This window comes from Streptomyces sp. G45 (assembly GCF_049542095.1).
Lineage (GTDB): Bacteria > Actinomycetota > Actinomycetes > Streptomycetales > Streptomycetaceae > Streptomyces.
Genome location: NZ_JBMUZU010000001.1, coordinates 6,684,623 through 6,700,606, shown reverse-complemented (window position 1 = coordinate 6,700,606; position 15,984 = coordinate 6,684,623). Strand labels below are relative to the sequence as shown.

Sequence of the window (15,984 nt, the reverse complement as noted above, 5' to 3'; positions counted from 1 at the left end):
GGTCACAGGCCGTCGAGGCCGCTCGGCGGCCGTGGCGGCGCCACCGGTTCCGTTTCCGCGGCGACCGGTGTGGACAGCTTGTCCGCCTCGGCCGCCACATCGACCTGGACCGCCCTGAAGCGGGACAGCAGGTCCAGTTCGAGCTCCGTGAAGCCGTCCCGGCTCATGCGCACGGCCTGCTCCAGCCGTTTCATGACCTCCCGGATGCGGACCGCGTCCTCGGCGGCCTCGCGGTGCAGCGCGCGGTAGTCGCGCGCGGCCGGGCCCCGCCAGCCCGTCTCGATCCGGTCGACGATGCCGTCCATGCGCCGGACCTGGCGGTTCAAGTACTCCTGCATATCGTCGAGATCGTCGGCCAGCTTCGTCAGGTCGACGTGCTTGGCCGCGAGGTCCTTGCCCGTCATCGCCTGCCCCACCCCCGTATATCCGAGTACGTTCGGGTACCCGGGATCCGGCCCATCCGCCCCCGGCGGGATTCTAGTTGCGGGTGTGAAGTGCTCCAAGGGGAGGGGGTGTTGAGGCGCAGGGACGTCCGGAACCGGCCCCCTTGGGGGCTCGTACCCGCGTGGCACAGGGTCGCGCTCGGCCCCGGTCGGGTGGTCGTCGCCCCCTCGCCCGCCAGGGCGGGAAGGGGTCCATCTGTTACGAGCTTCACCTGCCACGGCGCCGTTCCGACCACCTGCGGGGCGCCGTCCCGCCGTATTGTCTAAAGGCCCGCCGCCACCCATGGGCCACGCCCTGCTGAGGAGCCTCCATGACCGCGCCCGTCATTCACTCGCTGCGCGAACAGATTCGCGAGCACATTGTGGAAGGCATCGTGAGCGGTCGCTGGAAGCCGGGCGAGCGGATCGTGGAGCGCCGGATCGCCGTCGAGCTGGAGGTCAGCCAGACGCCCGTACGGGAGGCCCTGCGGGAGCTGGAGTCGCTGCGCCTGATCGAGTCCGCGCCCAACAAGGGCGTGCGCGTCCGCAATCTCACCGCCGCGGACCTGGAGGAGAGCTACCCGGTCCGCGCGGGCCTGGAGGCGATCGCCGCGGAGCTGGCGGCGGACCGGCTCGCCGACGACTGCTCGGCACTTGAGCCGCACGTGGCGGCCCTGTACGAGGCCGACCGGGCCAAGGACGGCACGGGGCAGGTGCGGCACACCGTCGCCTTCCACCGCGAGCTGGTCAGGGCCGCGGGGAACTCGGTGCTGCTGCACACCTGGGAAGGCCTCGGCATCGAGGTCTTCACCGCCCTGTCGATCCGCTGGCTGGGCACGGTGCAGCAGTCGTACGCCGAGGAGCACGAGGCCCTGGTGCAGGCGTTCCAGCGCCGGGACCCGCGGATCGCGGAGGTCGTGAAGGCCCATGTGCTCGGCTGCGCGCCCCGCCCCGACAGCGACGCCCAGTCCGCCTGAGCCGCGCCCGCCCCGCGCGAGCCACGCCCCGCCCGAGCCACGCCCCGCCCGAGCCACGCTCCGCCCGAGCCACGCTCCGCGCGCATCGGCGCCGCCGCCCACCCGCCCCACCCGAGCCGCGCTCATCCTGCGCGGACCCCGCTCATCCGTGGCCCCACCTGCGAGAATCCCATGAATCGAAGGCACCCGGTGCCCTTCACCATGGCACCCTGTGCCTACTTTTGCCCCAAGAGGAAAGTTTTCCTCTCAACGCTTTGATCGATCATCGATCGCGGGCTTACAGTCGACGACGGGCTCTCACCAGAGCCCCGCGCCCTGTCCTGCCAAAGACCAAGGGCACCCCCGACCCTTTCCGTTTAGGGACCCCGGGCCCCACTCAGGCAAGGGAACCCCCTCCGACTCAGGAAGGCGGCGCTATGACCGACCCCTCCCGCATCCAGCCGAGCGAGCTCGACCAGCTCCCGGACCGCGACCCCGAGGAGACCGCCGAATGGCAGGCCTCCCTGGACGCCGTGACCAAGGCGGCCGGGCCGCACCGCGCGGCGTACCTGATGCGCCGCACGCTGGAGCGCGCCGAGGGCGCGGGCCTGGCGCTGCCCAAGCTTCTTGAGACGGACTACGTCAACACCATCCCCACCGCCGCCGAGCCGGTCATCGACGGCGACGAGGAGATGGAGCGGAAGATCACCGCGTGGAACCGCTGGAACGCGGCCGCGATGGTCACCCGCGGCTCCAAGTACGGCGTCGGCGGCCACATCGCCACCTTCGCCTCCGCCGCCTGGCTGTACGAGACCGGCTTCAACCACTTCTTCCAGGGCAAGGAGGGCGACGGCTCCGGCGACCAGCTCTACGTCCAGGGCCACGCCTCGCCCGGCATCTACGCCCGCGCCTTCCTCGACGGCCGCCTCACCGAGCAGCACCTGGACAACTTCCGCCAGGAGGCGGGCGGCAACGGCCTGCCCTCGTACCCGCACCCGCGGCGCCTGCCCTGGCTGTGGGAGTTCCCGACGGTGTCCATGGGCCTCGGCCCGCTGTCGGCGATCTACCAGGCCCGCTTCAACCGCTATCTGACGAACCGCGGCATCAAGGACGTCTCGTCCTCGCACGTGTGGGCGTTCCTCGGCGACGGCGAGATGGACGAGCCGGAGTCCACGGCGGCCCTCGCGCTCGCCGCCCGCGAGGAGCTGGACAACCTCACCTTCGTCATCAACTGCAACCTCCAGCGCCTCGACGGCCCCGTCCGCGCCAACTTCAAGATCGTGCAGGAGCTGGAGGCCCAGTTCCGCGGCGCGGGCTGGAACGTGGTCAAGTCGCTGTGGGGCGGCGCCTGGGACGAGCTGTTCGCGCTCGACACCACCGGCGCGCTGGTCCGCCGTCTGCGCGAGGTGCCGGACGCGCAGGTGCAGACGTACCAGACGCGTGACGCCGCGTACATCCGCGAGGACTTCTTCGGCAAGGACCCGGCGCTCGTCGAGATGGCGAAGCTGCTGAGCGACGACAAGATCCTGGAGTGTTTCCACCTTTCCCGCGGTGGCCACGAGCCGCGCAAGGTGTACGCCGCGTACAAGGCCGCGCTCGCCCACAAGGGCGCGCCGACCGTCATCCTGGCGCAGACCGTCAAGGGCTTCACCCTCGGTGAGGGCTTCGCGTCGAAGAACGCGAACCACCAGATGAAGAAGCTGACGACGGACGAGTTCAAGAACATGCGGGACCTGCTCGAGCTGCCGATCTCCGACTCCCAGTTCGTCGACGGCCAGGTGCCCTACGGCCACCCGGGCGCCGACTCCCCCGAGGTCCGCTACCTCCAGGAGCGCCGCGCGGCCCTCGGCGGCCCGGCCCCGGCCCGCCGCACGCACGCCATCGCCCCGCTGCCCGCCCCCGCCGACAAGGCCTTCGCCGCCTTCGACAAGGGCTCCGGATCGCAGTCGGTGGCGACCACCATGGCCTTCGTCCGCCTGGTCAAGGACCTGGTCCGCGACAAGGAGTCCGGCAGGCGCTGGGTGCCGATCGTCCCCGACGAGGCGCGCACCTTCGGCATGGAGTCGCTGTTCCCCTCCCTCGGCATCTACTCGCCGAAGGGCCAGACGTACGAGCCGGTCGACCGCGACCAGCTGATGTACTACAAGGAAGCCAAGAACGGCCAGATCCTCAACGAGGGCATCACCGAGGCCGGTTCGATGGCGGACTTCATCGCCGCGTCGACGTCGTACGCGACGCACGGCGAGGCCATGATCCCGTTCTACATCTTCTACTCGATGTTCGGCTGGCAGCGCACGGCCGACCAGATGTGGCAGCTCGGCGACCAGCTCGGCCGCGGCTTCCTCATCGGCGCCACCGCCGGTCGCACGACCCTGACCGGTGAGGGCCTCCAGCACGCCGACGGCCACTCCCCCGTCATCGCCGCGACCAACCCGGCCGCGCTGACGTACGACCCGGCGTTCGCGTACGAGATCGCGGCCATCGTCAAGGACGGTCTGCGCCGCATGTACGGCGAGGCCAAGCCCGGCGAGGACCAGGACGTCTTCTACTACCTGACCGTCTACAACGAGCCGATGCCGCAGCCCGCGAAGCCCGCGGGCGTGGACGAGGGCATCGTCCGCGGCCTGTACCGCTTCAACACGGCCGAGAGCGCGGGCCTGTCCCCGCCGCCAACGCCGCGCGGATCCAGCTCCTCGGCTCCGGTACGGCGATCCACTGGACCCTGAAGGCCCAGCGGCTGCTCGCCGAGGAGTGGGGCGTGGCCGCCGACGTGTGGTCGGCGACCTCCTGGACCGAGCTGCGCCGCGACGCCCTGGAGGCGGACGAGGCGCTGCTGCGCGGCGAGGAGCGGGTGCCGTACGTGCGCCAGGCGCTCCAGGGCGCCGAGGGCCCCGTCCTCGCGGTCTCCGACTACATGCGGCAGGTCCCGGACCAGATCGCCCAGTGGGTCGAGCAGGACTACTCCTCGCTCGGCGCGGACGGCTTCGGCCTCTCCGACACGCGTGACGCGGCCCGCCGCCACTTCGGCGTCGACGCCGAGTCCATCGTGGTCGCGGCCCTCGCCCAGCTCGCCCGGCGCGGCGACGTCCCGGCCTCGGTGGTGAAGGAGGCCCGTACCAAGTACGGTCTGTAAGCCTCCGGCTCGGTATGCAGTGGGGGCGCGGGGAAGGTTTTCCCGCGCCCCTTTTTCGCTTTCCGCTTCCCGTGCCCGCCGCTTCGCGGCGGATCTTCTCCCGCCCGCCCACCCGTGGCTCGCGGCTCACCAGGCGCGGGCATGGCGCGGAGCGCTTTCCCGCCGTGCTCGGGGGCCCGGCATCATGGGGGCATGCGCGCTGCCCGGCTCATCAAGATGGTCCTGCTGCTCCAGTCGCGGGCGTCCATGACCGCCGCCGAGCTGGCCACCGAGCTGGAGGTGTCCGAGCGGACGATCACGCGGGACGCGCAGGCGCTGTCGGAGGCGGGCGTCCCGGTGTACGCGGACCGGGGGCGGGCCGGTGGCTACCGGCTCATCGGCGGCTACCGCACCCGCCTGACGGGCCTGGCCCGCAGTGAGGCGGAGGCCCTGTTCCTGTCCGGCGTGCCGGGCGCGCTGCGCGAGATGGGCCTGGAGGACGCCGCGTCCGCCGCCCGCCTCAAGGTGTCCGCCGCGCTGCTGCCGTCCCTGCGCGACGCCTCGCAGAGCGCGGCCCAGCGCTTCCACCTGGACGCCCCGGGCTGGTTCAAGGAGACCCCCGCCCCCGAACTGCTGCCCGCCGTGGCCGACGCGGTGTGGGACGACCGCCGCGTCACGGCCCGCTACCGGCGCCAGGACACCGAGGTGGAGCGGGAGCTGGAGCCGTACGGGCTCGTCCTGAAGGCGGGCGTCTGGTACCTGTGCGCCCGCGTCCCGGACAGCGGCGCCTTCCGGGTGTACCGCATCGACCGCTTCACCGCCGTCACCGCGTCCGTCGGCGGCGACGACCGCTTCGTACGCGACGAGGACTTCGACCTGCCCGCCTTCTGGGAGGAGCGGGCGGCGCAGTTCGCGCGGGCCATCCTGCGGGACGAGGCCGTGCTGCGGCTCACCGAGGACGGCGCGCGCCGACTTCCGTACGTCACCGACCGCGCCGCCGCCCAGGAGGCCCTGGACGGCGCCGAACCCGACGAGCGGGGCCGGGTGACGGTCACCCTGCCCGTGGAGTCCCCGCCGTCGCGTACACCCAACTGCTCACGCTGGGGCCGGAGGTGGAGGTGCTGGGGCCGCCGGAGCTGCGCGAGCGGTTCGCGGCCACGGCGGCCCGGCTCGCCGCGCTCTACCGGTAGCCGGTGACGTCCGCGGTCGGGCTCTCCTGGTCGACCTCCATGAGGTACCGCCAGGCGTCGGGCCGCGAGCCGTCGACGTCCGTGAAGCCGTACTCCTTGGCGAGGCCGCCGCTGGACAGCGACTGGCCGTTGAAGCGCGCCACGTCCGGGTCGGCGGCGAGCGCCGCGAGCGCGCGGCCCACGTACGTCGGCGTCTCGGAGATCGCGAAGTGCGGGTTCTGCTCCGTGCCGTCGAGCCAGTTCTCCTCGGTGACCTTGAAGTACGTGTCGAGCATGGCCTCCGAGCGCAGCCAGCCCGGCGTCAGGCAGACCGCCGTGCAGCCGTACTCCGTCAGCTCCTCGGCCAGCGCGCGGGCCATGCGCAGCGGGGCGGCCTTGGCGAGGTCGTAGTAGTAGGGCTTGCGGTAGCGCCTGTTGTACTCCTCGGTGCCGTCGGTGACCTCCACGACCAGGCCACCCGGGTTGCGGATGAGCAGGGGCAGCGCGAAGCGGCTGGTGACGATGTGGGTCTCGACGCCGAGGCGCAGCACCCGCAGGCCCTTGTCGAGGTCGTGCTCCCACATCTTCTTGTCCCACTCGACGTGCGTGTCCCCGCCCCAGATGTCGTTGACGAGGATGTCGAGGCGGCCCTGCTCGTCGTCGATCCGGCCGACGAGCGCCTCGACCCGCGCGGGGTCGAGGTGGTCGGTGGGGACGGCGATGCCGGTGCCCCCGGCGCCGGTCACCAGGTCCGCGGTCCCCTCGATGGTCTCGCTGGCGCGGCCGACCTCGCTGACGTGCTCGCGGGTGGTGCGCCCGGTGACGTACACGGTGGCTCCGGCGCGGCCCAGCTCCACCGCCATGGCCCGCCCGGCGCCGCGCGTGGCCCCGGCGACGAGGGCGATCTTCCCGGACAGGGGGCCCGGGGCTGTCTGTGTGCTGTTCATGCGCCGACCCTCCCACCGAAAGCCGACATCTTCTGTCCGGCTTTCCGAGGGGTGTGCGCGCACATCACGACACCGTCGCTTCCGGCGCACTCCGCGTGCGTCGCCACCCGGCAGGGCCGATGCTGGAGCCGTGATGGACGAGACGGAGTTCTGGGAGATCGTGGACAGCACCCGCGAGGCCGCCGACGGCGACCCCGAGGACCACGCCGACCTGCTCACCGAGCGGCTCCTCGGGTACGACCCGGACTCCGTCCTGGACTTCGCCCGGCACTTCGAGGCCCGCTACCACCGCGCCTACCGCTGGGACCTGTGGGGCGCGGCCTGGGTGCTGCTCGACGGGGCCGACGACGACGCCTTCGACTACTTCCGGTGCTGGCTGATCGGGCAGGGCCGGGAGGTCTTCGAGGGCGCCCTGCACGACCCGGACGCCCTCGCCGACCTCCTCGACGACTTCGACGAGGAGGTCGACGGCGACGGCGAGGAGCTGGGGTACGCGGCCGACGAGGCCTACGAGCAGCTCACCGGCGTCGTCGCCCCCGACCTGGGCATCCCGCCGTCCCCGCCGGAGCCGGAGGGCACCCCCCTCGACTTCGAGGACGACGCGGTGCTCGCGCGGCGGTATCCGAAGCTGTGGGAGCGGTTCGCGCGGCGCTGAGCGTCCGCGCGCCCCCATCCGCGCGCCCCTATCCGCGCGCCCTCGTCACCGCACCCGCATCACCGCACCCTCGTCACCGCACCCCCGTCACCGCCGCCGCGTCAGCGCTCCCAGGCGAAGACCAGCAGCGCCACGTCGTCCCGTACGCCGCCGGAGAAGCGGACCAGGTCCGTCCAGACCGCGTCCGTCAGGGCCGCCGGATCGTGCCGCTCCGTGGCGAACAGCGCGGAAAGGCGCGCCGCCAGCGGGTAGAAGGCGCCCGAGGCGTCCCTGGCCTCCGTCACCCCGTCCGTCACCGTGAGCAGCCAGTCCCCGGGCCGCAGCGCCACCACGGTCTCCCGGGGCGGGGCGACTCCGGCGATGCCGAGGCCGAGCGGCGGGGCCGGGGTGACCGCCAGCTCGGTGACGGTGCCGTCGCGCAGCAGCAGCGGCGGCGGATGGCCGCAGGAGACCAGGCGCAGCTCGTCCGCCCCGGCGCCGAACTCCAGGAGCACGGCCGTGGCGAACAGCTCCCCGGACGCGTCGTGCGCGAAGCCCTCGGCGGCCGCGACGGCCGCGCTGTCCTCGGCGTCGGTGACCAGGCGGCGGTCCAGGCGGGCCGCGACGCCCTCCAGGTCCCGCTCGTCGAGCACCCCCTCGCGGAACGCCCCGAGCAGCGCCGCGACGGTCCCCACGGCGGCGAGGCCGTGCCCCCGCACGTCCCCGACCAGGGCCCGCACCCCGTGCGGCCCCCGGCGCACGTCGAAGAAGTCGCCGCCGACCAGCGTGCCGCGCTGCGCCGCCCGGTACAGGCCCGCGCAGCGCACCGGCCCCACCCGCTCCGGCAGCGGCGGCAGCACCGCCAGCTGGGCGGCCTCGGCGACCGTGCGCACGGTGACGAGCTGGGCCTCGCGGCGCGCCCGGACGGCGGCGAAGAGCACGCTGAGCACGGCCACGAAGGCCACGGTGGCCGTGTCGCTCTCGCCGGGGTGGCCGAGGTCGTAGCGCGGCAGGTTGAGCAGCACGAGGACGGCGGCGCCGAGCAGCGCGGTGGCGGCGGGCCCGTACGCGAGGGCGGCGAGCGGCGGGACCGCGGCGAGCAGGAAGCTGAGGTCGAGGGCGCGCGGCGTGAGCAGCTGGACGACGACGGTCAGGGCGAGCAGGACCGGCGCGGGCCAGCGCATCCAGGGCGGGGTGGGCGCGCCGCGCTGGATGCCGGGACCGTGCGCGTCCCGCCGCCCGACCGCGGCCCTGGGCATCCGTGCTCCTTCCGGCCCGGCGACAGGGGTGCTCCTCACGCTCCTACGGAGGCGGGGCGCCCGCACGCCGGGCCGGTCAGGTCGGGTGTCGCGCGCCCCCTGACGCGCCCCGGTGTCAGAGCGCGCGGCCCATGAACACGTCGTCCACGTACTGTCCGTCCAGGAGGAACTCACCGGGCAGCACGCCCTCGACGGCGAAGCCCTCGGACTCGTACAGCGCCCGGGCGGGCGCGTTGTGGCCGAGCACCCGCAGCGTGAGGCGGCGCGCGCCCTGGCGGCGGGCCTCCTCGGTCACGGCCCGCAGGAGTTCCCGGCCCACGCCCCGGCCGCGGGCCTCCTCGGCGACGACGAAGCCGAGGATCTGGCGCACGTGCGCGTTGACGGCGAGCGGGGTGGGCAGACCGAGGCGGACGTAGCCGACGACCCGCCCGTCGACCTCGGCGACCAAGTGGTCGCGGGGGCCGAAGCGTTCGCTGAAGAACGGCTCGTACGGGGGCTGCGGGCGCGGCTGCACCGAGTGCAGGGTGGACCAGGTCTCACGGTCCAGACGGGCCAGCGCGTCGGCGTCCTCGGCCCGTGACGGGCGTATGTACGTCTGCTGCATGAGCGTCACTGTACGGCGGGCGTACGACGGCCCACCCGACGTTTTCGCGGCAGGATGACCCCATGGATCCCACGCGTCCGGAACAGTCCCCCACTACGGAGCGAGCTGCGTCTACGGAGCGGCCCGCCGCGGAGTCGTCCACGGAGCGGCCCGGCTCTCCGGAGCGGCCCGGCCGGGTCGCCATCGCCGGGGCCTCCGGTCTCATCGGCGCGGCACTCGCGCGCTCCCTGGCCGCCGACGGCCACACGGTGGTGCGCCTGGTGCGCCGCGCGCCGCGGACGCCCGACGAGGTGCGCTGGGACCCCAAGGGGGGCCGTGTCGACGCGCCGGGGCTCGCGGGCTGCACGGCCGTCGTGAACCTGGCGGGCGCGGGCATCGGCGACCGGCGCTGGAGCGCCGCGTACAAGCGGGAGCTGCGCGACAGCCGGGTGCTCGGCACCCGGACGCTCGCCACCGCCGCCGCGGCGCTCGACGAGCCGCCGCGGGTGTTCCTCAACGGCAGCGCGATCGGCTACTACGGAGACACCGGTGACCGCGCGGTGGACGAGACCGCCCCTGCGGGGAGGGCTTCCTGCCGTCGATGTGCGTGGAGTGGGAGGCGGCGGCGCGGCCGGTCCAGGACGCGGGGGTGCGGACGGTGTTCGCGCGCAGCGGCCTCGTGGTGGCCCGGGAGGGCGGCGCCTGGGGGCGGATGTTCCCGCTGTTCAGGGCGGGCCTGGGCGGGCGGCTCGGGAGCGGGCGGCAGTACTGGAGCTTCGTCGCGCTGGACGACGAGGTGGCGGCCCTGCGGCACCTGCTGGCGCGCGCCGACCTGTCGGGGCCGTTCAACCTGACCGCGCCCCACCCCGTGACCAACCGCGAGGTCACCGCCGCGATGGGCCGGGTCCTGCACCGGCCGACGCTGTTGCCCGCCCCGGCGCCCGTGCTGCGCGCCGTGCTCGGCGAGATGGCCGGGGACGTCCTCGGCAGCCAGCGGGTGCTCCCGGCCCGCCTGGTGGAGTCCGGCTTCGCGTTCGCGCACCCGACGGTGGACGAGGCGGTGCGGGCGGCGCTGGGGTGACGGGGGACGCGCTCAGGGGGGCGGCGGGCCAAGGGGGCGGCCGCCGTGCGGGCGACCGCCGCTCCCGTGCGCGTGACCGGCCGCCCCGGTGCGCGCCCGGCCGTCCCTCGTGCGGGCGACCGGCCGTCCCGTGCGGGCGGCTGTCCCCGTGCGTGCGACCGGCGTGCGTCCGTGCCCGGCCCGTGCGCGTCTGACCGCGGCTGGCGGGACTCCTACCCTCGACGGGGACTCGTGGATTCCGCGGCTCCGTGGAGGGCATAAGGGTCCCCAGCAGCCGCGCAACCTCCGGGAGGAGCACGTGCCAGAGCCTGCGCACCATGCGGATGTCGTCATCGTGGGAGCCGGGGTCTCGGGACTGTCGGCCGCACACCAGCTCATCAGGGCCGGAGTAAGGACCGTCGTCCTGGAGGCCGCCCCTTACGCTGGCGGCCGGATGTCCACCGAGAAGGTGGACGGGTTCCGGCTCGACCGGATCGGGCAGTTGCTCACCACGTCGTATCCGGAACTACGCCAGACGCCGGGCCTGGACGCCCTCGTCCTGCGGCCGTTCGCCCCCGGTCTGCTCGTGCACAGCGACGGCAGGCACCACCGCGCGGCGGTGCCCGCGCCCGGAGGGAGCACAAGGGGCGCACTCAGCGCGGCACGCGCCCTCGCAAGCGCCCCCAGGGTGCCGCGCCCGTCCCGAGCGGCCCCCCGCACCGCCCGCGCTCCCCGCGCTCCCCGCACCGCCCGCGCCTCCCGCCAGGCGCCGGGGACCACCCCCGGCCCCACCACCCGCCCGCCGTCCCGCACCGCCCCCCTGAGCAGCGCCCTCGACCACGCCCGCCTCGGCGCCGCGCTCGCCCGCGTCGGCGCGACCCCCGTGCGGAAGCTGCTCGCGCGCCCCGAACTCCCGGCCGCCCAGGCCCTGGCCGCGCGCGGCCTGCCCGCCCGCACGGTCGACGGGTTCCTGCGTCCGCTGCTGGCCGCGCTGCTGTGCGACCCCGGCCTGACCACGTCGAGCCGCTGCGCCGACCTGGCCCTGCACGCCTTCGCCCGGGGCGGCCTGTGCCTGCCCGAGGGCGGCGCCGAGGCCCTGCCGGAGCTGCTCGCGGCCACGCTGCCGCCGGGCACGGTCCGCACCGGCGTACGCGTCACCTCGGTGGCCGCCAACCGCGTCACCACCGCCGAGCACGGCGAGCTGACCTGTGCGGGAGTGCTGCTCGCCACCGGCGCGCGGGCCGCCGCCGAACTCCTGCCGGGGCTGCGGGTGCCGTCCTTCCACCCGGTCACGGTGGTACACCACGCGGTGCCCGAGCCGCCGCTCGCCGGGCCCGCGCTGCTCCTGGACGCCGACCGCCGCGGCCCGGTGGCCCACACGGCGGTCATCAGCAACGTCGACCCCACGCGCGCCCCCGCGGGCCGCACCCTGGTCTCGTCGACGGTCCTCGGGCCGCCGCCGGAGGACCTGGACCGCACGGTGCTCGCGCACCTGGCCGAGCTGTACGGCACGCCGACCGACCGCTGGGAGCCGCTCGCCGTCCACCACACGCGGGAGGCGGTGCCCGCGATGCCGCCGCCGCACGACCTGCGCCGCCCGGTGCGGCTGCTCTCGGGCCTGTACGTGTGCGGCGACCACCGGGACACCAGCACGGTCCAGGGCGCCCTGCACTCGGGCCGCCGCGCTGCCGCGGCCGTGCTGGCGGATCTCGGCGTCAACCTCGCCCCTGCGGAGGGCCGCCTACCGGCTGCGGCCTAGCGCTGCGCCGTGTTCGTCTGCGACTACGTCGTGGCTGGTCGCGCAGTTCCCTGCGCCCCTTCCAGGGGCTGCGCCCCTTCCAGGAGCGCCCCGAAGGGGCGCGGGGAACTGCGCGACCAGCCCCCACCCACCCGCAGCGAAAAAAGGGGAAGGGGGCGCCCCAAAGAACGCGGCGCCCCCCCAAAATCAGCCGAGCGCCGCGACCTTGTCGCGGTAGCCGCGCACGGGCGCCGCGTCCCGGTACGGCTCAAGCCGCCGCTCGAACTCGCGCACGTACTCCACCGCCCGCACCGAGCGCATCTCCCCGGCCGCCTGCGCGGCCTCCGCGCCGAGCTGGCAGGCCTGCTCCAGCTCACCGAGGCCGAGCCGCGCGGTGGCGAGGACCACGCGGCAGAACAGCCGGGAGCGCGCGTACCCGGGCGCGCGCAGCTGGAGCGAGCGCTCGGCGTGCTGGGCCGCCGCGCGGTACTGCTGGAGGTCGCGGTTGCAGTGCGCGAACTCGTCGGCGAGCTGAGCCTCGTCGAAGAACCGCGCCCAGTACGGCACCTCGTCGCCGGGCCGCGCCGACTCCAGGGCGCGCTCGGCGCGCACCATGGACGCCGTGCAGGCGCGCACCTCGCCGAGCACGCCGTGCCCGCGCGCCTCCACGGCGTGCAGCAGGGCCTGCACCACCGGCGGGGCGGACGAGCCGACGCCCTGCTGGGCGACCCGGGCCAGCTGGACGGCCTCGCGGCCGTGGCCCAGGTAGACGGCCTGGCGGCTCATCGTGACCAGCACATAGGAGCCGTACGCCCGGTCGCCCGCCGCCTGCGACAGGCGCAGCGCCTGCACGAAGTAGCGCTGGGCGAGGCCGTGCGCCGCGATGTCGTACGACGTCCAGCCCGCGAGCCGGGTCAGGTCGGCGGCGGCCGCGAAGAGCCGCCGCCCGGCCTGTTCGTTGTACGTGCCGCGGAGCATCGGCTCGGCCTCGTGCTCCAGGTAGCGGACGAGGGCCTGGCGGGCGTGGCCGCCGCCGTAGGCGTGGTCGAGCGCGCGGAACAGCTCGCCGACCGAGCGCAGGGCCGCGATGTCGCCGCCGGACACCCGGTGGCCGGGGCCGCGGTCGGTCTCCCGGCGCTGGCGGGGCACACCGGGGCGGCCCTGCGAGGGCACGCGCGGGGCCTGCTGGGGCTCGCCGCGGGCCACGCGCTCGTCGGCCCGGCCGATCAGCCAGTCGCGGCTGGGCACCACGAGCCCGGCCGGGGTGAACGCGATCTTGCGCAGCTCGGCGTGGCTGCCCGAGTCCTTGCGCCACAGGCCGCCGACGATGTCGATGGCCTCCTCGGGGGTCGCCGCGAACTCCAGGCCGGCGTAGACCGGCGCGCAGGCGTCGAGCCCGAGGTCCTGCGCGGACAGGCGGCGGCCGAGGCGGCGCGTGAAGACCTCGGCGATGAGCGCGGGCGTGGTCCCTCTCGGTTGCTGCCCGCGCAGCCAGCGTGTCACCGATGTCTTGTCGTACCGAAGATCGAGACCGTGCTCTAGCCCTAGCTGATCAACGCGTCGGGCCAGGCCCGCATTGGAGAATCCGGCTTCCGCGATGAGTGCGGCGAGCTGGCGGTTGGGGGTGCGCTGCGGGGGTCGTTCCGTCATCGGCTGTGCGGTCTCCTGCCTTCCGGGCCTGCCTTGAGCAGCCCTTATGGCCTCGTGAACGGCGCGAATGTAACGGCACTTGCAGCCCTCATCGCGACCTTCAAGCCGCATTCATCCGATCGTGTGAGGATTGGCCGGAGAGCTGACGGGACTCCGTCCGCCGTACAGTGACGGGGGCGCGATCCGTGCACGGTGAAGGCTTCCGTGGACGGAGGGGCTCGAAGAGACTGCTGTGCACGGTGATGTTTTAGGGAGGCTCCCGCCGTGGGCGAGATGCGATTCATTCGGCTGGGCTTCGGGCCCGACGCGGTCGAGTACCAGGAGGCCTGGGACGAGCAGCGCCGGATCCACGCCGCCCGCTTCGCGGACGAGGCCCCGGACACCTGTCTGCTCCTGGAGCACCCGCCGGTCTACACGGCGGGCCGCCGCACCGAGGACAGCGAGCGCCCGCTGGACGGCACGCCGGTCGTGGACGTGGACCGCGGCGGCAAGATCACCTGGCACGGACCGGGCCAGCTGGTGGGCTACCCGATCCAGAAACTGCCGCGGCCGGTGGACGTCGTAGCACACGTACGCCGTCTGGAAGAGGCACTTATCCGAACGTGTTCCGACTTCGGTCTGGAGACCACCCGGGTCGAGGGCCGCAGCGGCGTGTGGGTCCTCGGCGACCCGGTGGAGCGGCGCCCGGCGCTCGGGGGCCTCGACCTGGACTTCGACCCGCGCCTGACGGACGACGAGTTCGACCCCCGCCTGAACGGCCCGGAGTACGCGCCGTCCAACGCGGGCCAGCGCCGCGAGGACCGGAAGATCGCCGCCATCGGCATCCGCGTCGCCAAGGGCGTCACGATGCACGGCTTCGCCCTGAACGTGAACCCGGACAACACCTGGTTCGACCGGATCGTCCCGTGCGGCATCCGCGACGCGGGCGTCACGTCGCTCGCGGGCGAGCTGGGCCGGGACGTCACGATCGCGGACGTGGTGCCGGTGGCCGAGAAGCACCTGAAGGACATCCTGGAGAACGCGGAGCTGAAGCCGCGCGCCGTCGAGGGGGCCGCGCGGGCCCCGCGGGTCCCGGCGTAGCCGCGGGGGCCGCCCTCGGGGGGAATGCACCCCGGTTCCCGAAGGTTGCCCGGAGGCAGGGCCGAACACAGCACGGGCGTACGCTGGTGTACGCCGAGGAATCGAAGTTGTAGGGAGCCGGTCGTGTCCGCAGTCGCACCCGACGGACGCAAGATGCTGCGCCTGGAGGTCCGCAACGCCCAGACCCCCATCGAGCGCAAGCCCGAGTGGATCAAGACCCGGGCGAAAATGGGCCCCGAGTACAACGCCCTGCAGAAGCTCGTGAAGAGCGAGGGCCTGCACACGGTCTGTCAGGAAGCGGGCTGTCCCAACATCTACGAGTGCTGGGAGGACCGCGAGGCCACGTTCCTCATCGGCGGCGACCAGTGCACGCGGCGCTGTGACTTCTGCCAGATCGACACCGGCAAGCCGCAGGCCCTGGACCGCGACGAGCCGCGCCGCGTCGGCGAGTCCGTGGTCACGATGGACCTGAACTACGCCACGATCACCGGTGTCGCCCGCGACGACCTGGAGGACGGCGGCGCCTGGCTGTACGCGGAGACGGTCCGCCAGATCCACGCGATGACCGCGGACCGCGAGGGCGGCCACACCAAGGTCGAGCTGCTGATCCCCGACTTCAACGCCGAGCCCGAGGCGCTGGCCGAGGTCTTCTCCTCCCGCCCCGAGGTGCTCGCGCACAACGTGGAGACGGTGCCGCGCATCTTCAAGCGCATCCGCCCCGGCTTCCGCTTCGAGCGCTCCCTGAAGGTCATCACCGAGGCCCGCGAGGCGGGTCTGGTGACCAAGTCCAACCTGATCCTCGGCATGGGCGAGGAGCGCGCGGAGATCAGCGAGGCGCTCCAGCAGCTGCACGACGCGGGCTGCGAGCTGATCACGATCACCCAGTACCTGCGCCCGTCGGTGCGCCACCACCCGGTGGAGCGCTGGGTGAAGCCGCAGGAGTTCGTGGAGCTGAAGGAGGAGGCCGAGGAGATCGGCTTCTCCGGTGTGATGTCGGGCCCGCTGGTCCGCTCCTCGTACCGCGCGGGCCGTCTGTACCAGATGGCGGTCGAGCGGCGCGGGGCGTTCGTGGCGTCGCAGGCGGTCTGAGGGCCGCACGCCACCCGCCGCCCGGCGCGTGTGAATCCGCGCACAAGCGACTACCCCCCAGTAGAGGCCCCGCTGACACGGCCCCCACGGTCCCCGCAGGTCGGGGGTGCCGTAGGGGCCGCGTCAGGGTTTTGGCCCCTCGCGTCAGGGTTTCATCCGTGTTTGACCACTCGGTCACGCACTGGTAACACCCTTCAGTGAGCCTGGAATCACCGCACGCACAGCCTTACCCAGAGCCCGTCTCGTAGCGCTCCCCCGTCCACCGTCGCTTCCTGGAGGGCAGCA

10 protein-coding genes and 3 pseudogenes are annotated in these 15,984 nt (G+C 73.8%); 8 read left to right on the top strand and 5 right to left on the bottom strand.

Annotated elements, in window-relative coordinates:
* Window positions 1–2 precede the first annotated feature (2 nt).
* A complete protein-coding gene (locus ACOBQU_RS28285; RefSeq protein WP_423630762.1) occupies window positions 3–404 on the bottom strand; it encodes a WXG100 family type VII secretion target in 402 nt (133 codons plus the stop codon).
* A gap of 350 nt (window positions 405–754) precedes the next feature.
* Here ACOBQU_RS28285 and ACOBQU_RS28280 point away from each other — a divergent pair, with 350 nt between their 5' ends.
* The 3 genes and pseudogenes from ACOBQU_RS28280 to ACOBQU_RS28270 all read left to right on the top strand — a co-directional run bounded on the left by ACOBQU_RS28280 (window position 755) and on the right by ACOBQU_RS28270 (window position 5,680).
* Window positions 755–1,399, top strand: a complete 645-nt coding sequence (locus ACOBQU_RS28280) for a GntR family transcriptional regulator (protein WP_423630760.1) — start codon at window positions 755–757, stop codon at window positions 1,397–1,399.
* Between the two features lie 416 nt (window positions 1,400–1,815).
* Window positions 1,816–4,511: pseudogene (gene aceE / locus ACOBQU_RS28275) on the top strand (pyruvate dehydrogenase (acetyl-transferring), homodimeric type).
* Window positions 4,512–4,703: 192 nt separating this feature from the next.
* Window positions 4,704–5,680 (top strand): annotated as a pseudogene (locus ACOBQU_RS28270) (helix-turn-helix transcriptional regulator).
* Here ACOBQU_RS28270 and ACOBQU_RS28265 read toward each other — a convergent pair.
* Window positions 5,671–6,606 (bottom strand): SDR family oxidoreductase, encoded by a 936-nt coding sequence (locus ACOBQU_RS28265; RefSeq protein WP_423630759.1) that lies wholly within the window; start codon window positions 6,604–6,606, stop codon window positions 5,671–5,673. The pseudogene ACOBQU_RS28270 and the gene ACOBQU_RS28265 sit on opposite strands and share 10 nt — an antisense overlap.
* Window positions 6,607–6,739: 133 nt before the next feature.
* Here ACOBQU_RS28265 and ACOBQU_RS28260 point away from each other — a divergent pair, with 133 nt between their 5' ends.
* Entirely contained in the window at window positions 6,740–7,261 is a 522-nt protein-coding gene (locus ACOBQU_RS28260; RefSeq protein WP_423634764.1) for a DUF4240 domain-containing protein, read from the top strand.
* A 101-nt stretch (window positions 7,262–7,362) separates the two neighbouring features.
* Here ACOBQU_RS28260 and ACOBQU_RS28255 read toward each other — a convergent pair whose 3' ends face one another.
* On the bottom strand, window positions 7,363–8,499 hold the full coding sequence (locus ACOBQU_RS28255; protein ID WP_423630757.1) for a PP2C family protein-serine/threonine phosphatase: 1,137 nt from the start codon (window positions 8,497–8,499) through the stop codon (window positions 7,363–7,365).
* 115 nt (window positions 8,500–8,614) lie between these two features.
* Entirely contained in the window at window positions 8,615–9,103 is a 489-nt protein-coding gene (locus ACOBQU_RS28250; protein ID WP_423630755.1) for a GNAT family N-acetyltransferase, read from the bottom strand.
* 182 nt (window positions 9,104–9,285) lie between these two features.
* Between ACOBQU_RS28250 and ACOBQU_RS28245 the strand changes: the two are divergent.
* Together ACOBQU_RS28245 and ACOBQU_RS28240 are read left to right on the top strand one after the other, a co-directional pair.
* Window positions 9,286–10,163 (top strand): annotated as a pseudogene (locus tag ACOBQU_RS28245) (TIGR01777 family oxidoreductase).
* 298 nt (window positions 10,164–10,461) lie between these two features.
* Window positions 10,462–11,901 carry an NAD(P)/FAD-dependent oxidoreductase gene (locus ACOBQU_RS28240; RefSeq protein WP_423630753.1) on the top strand — a complete coding sequence of 480 codons (1,440 nt, stop codon included), beginning with the start codon at window positions 10,462–10,464 and terminating at the stop codon, window positions 11,899–11,901.
* 186 nt (window positions 11,902–12,087) lie between these two features.
* Here the strand turns inward: ACOBQU_RS28240 and ACOBQU_RS28235 are convergent, their stop codons facing one another.
* Window positions 12,088–13,530 carry a regulator gene (locus ACOBQU_RS28235; RefSeq protein ID WP_423630751.1) on the bottom strand — a complete coding sequence of 481 codons (1,443 nt, stop codon included), beginning with the start codon at window positions 13,528–13,530 and terminating at the stop codon, window positions 12,088–12,090.
* 264 nt (window positions 13,531–13,794) lie between these two features.
* Here ACOBQU_RS28235 and lipB point away from each other — a divergent pair, with 264 nt between their 5' ends.
* Window positions 13,795–14,610, top strand: a complete 816-nt coding sequence (lipB, locus tag ACOBQU_RS28230; RefSeq protein ID WP_423630749.1) for a lipoyl(octanoyl) transferase LipB — start codon at window positions 13,795–13,797, stop codon at window positions 14,608–14,610.
* A gap of 123 nt (window positions 14,611–14,733) precedes the next feature.
* Complete coding sequence (lipA, locus tag ACOBQU_RS28225) at window positions 14,734–15,699, top strand: lipoyl synthase (RefSeq protein WP_423630747.1); 966 nt, start codon at window positions 14,734–14,736, stop codon at window positions 15,697–15,699.
* Window positions 15,700–15,984: the final 285 nt, after the last annotated feature.

Coding starts and splice junctions, on each gene's coding strand:
- ACOBQU_RS28285 (WP_423630762.1), bottom strand. CDS start 404: ATGACGGGCAAGGACCTCGCGGCCAAGCACGTCGACCTGACGAAGCTG.
- ACOBQU_RS28280 (WP_423630760.1), top strand. CDS start 755: ATGACCGCGCCCGTCATTCACTCGCTGCGCGAACAGATTCGCGAGCAC.
- ACOBQU_RS28265 (WP_423630759.1), bottom strand. CDS start 6,606: ATGAACAGCACACAGACAGCCCCGGGCCCCCTGTCCGGGAAGATCGCC.
- ACOBQU_RS28260 (WP_423634764.1), top strand. CDS start 6,740: ATGGACGAGACGGAGTTCTGGGAGATCGTGGACAGCACCCGCGAGGCC.
- ACOBQU_RS28255 (WP_423630757.1), bottom strand. CDS start 8,499: ATGCCCAGGGCCGCGGTCGGGCGGCGGGACGCGCACGGTCCCGGCATC.
- ACOBQU_RS28250 (WP_423630755.1), bottom strand. CDS start 9,103: ATGCAGCAGACGTACATACGCCCGTCACGGGCCGAGGACGCCGACGCG.
- ACOBQU_RS28235 (WP_423630751.1), bottom strand. CDS start 13,530: ATGACGGAACGACCCCCGCAGCGCACCCCCAACCGCCAGCTCGCCGCA.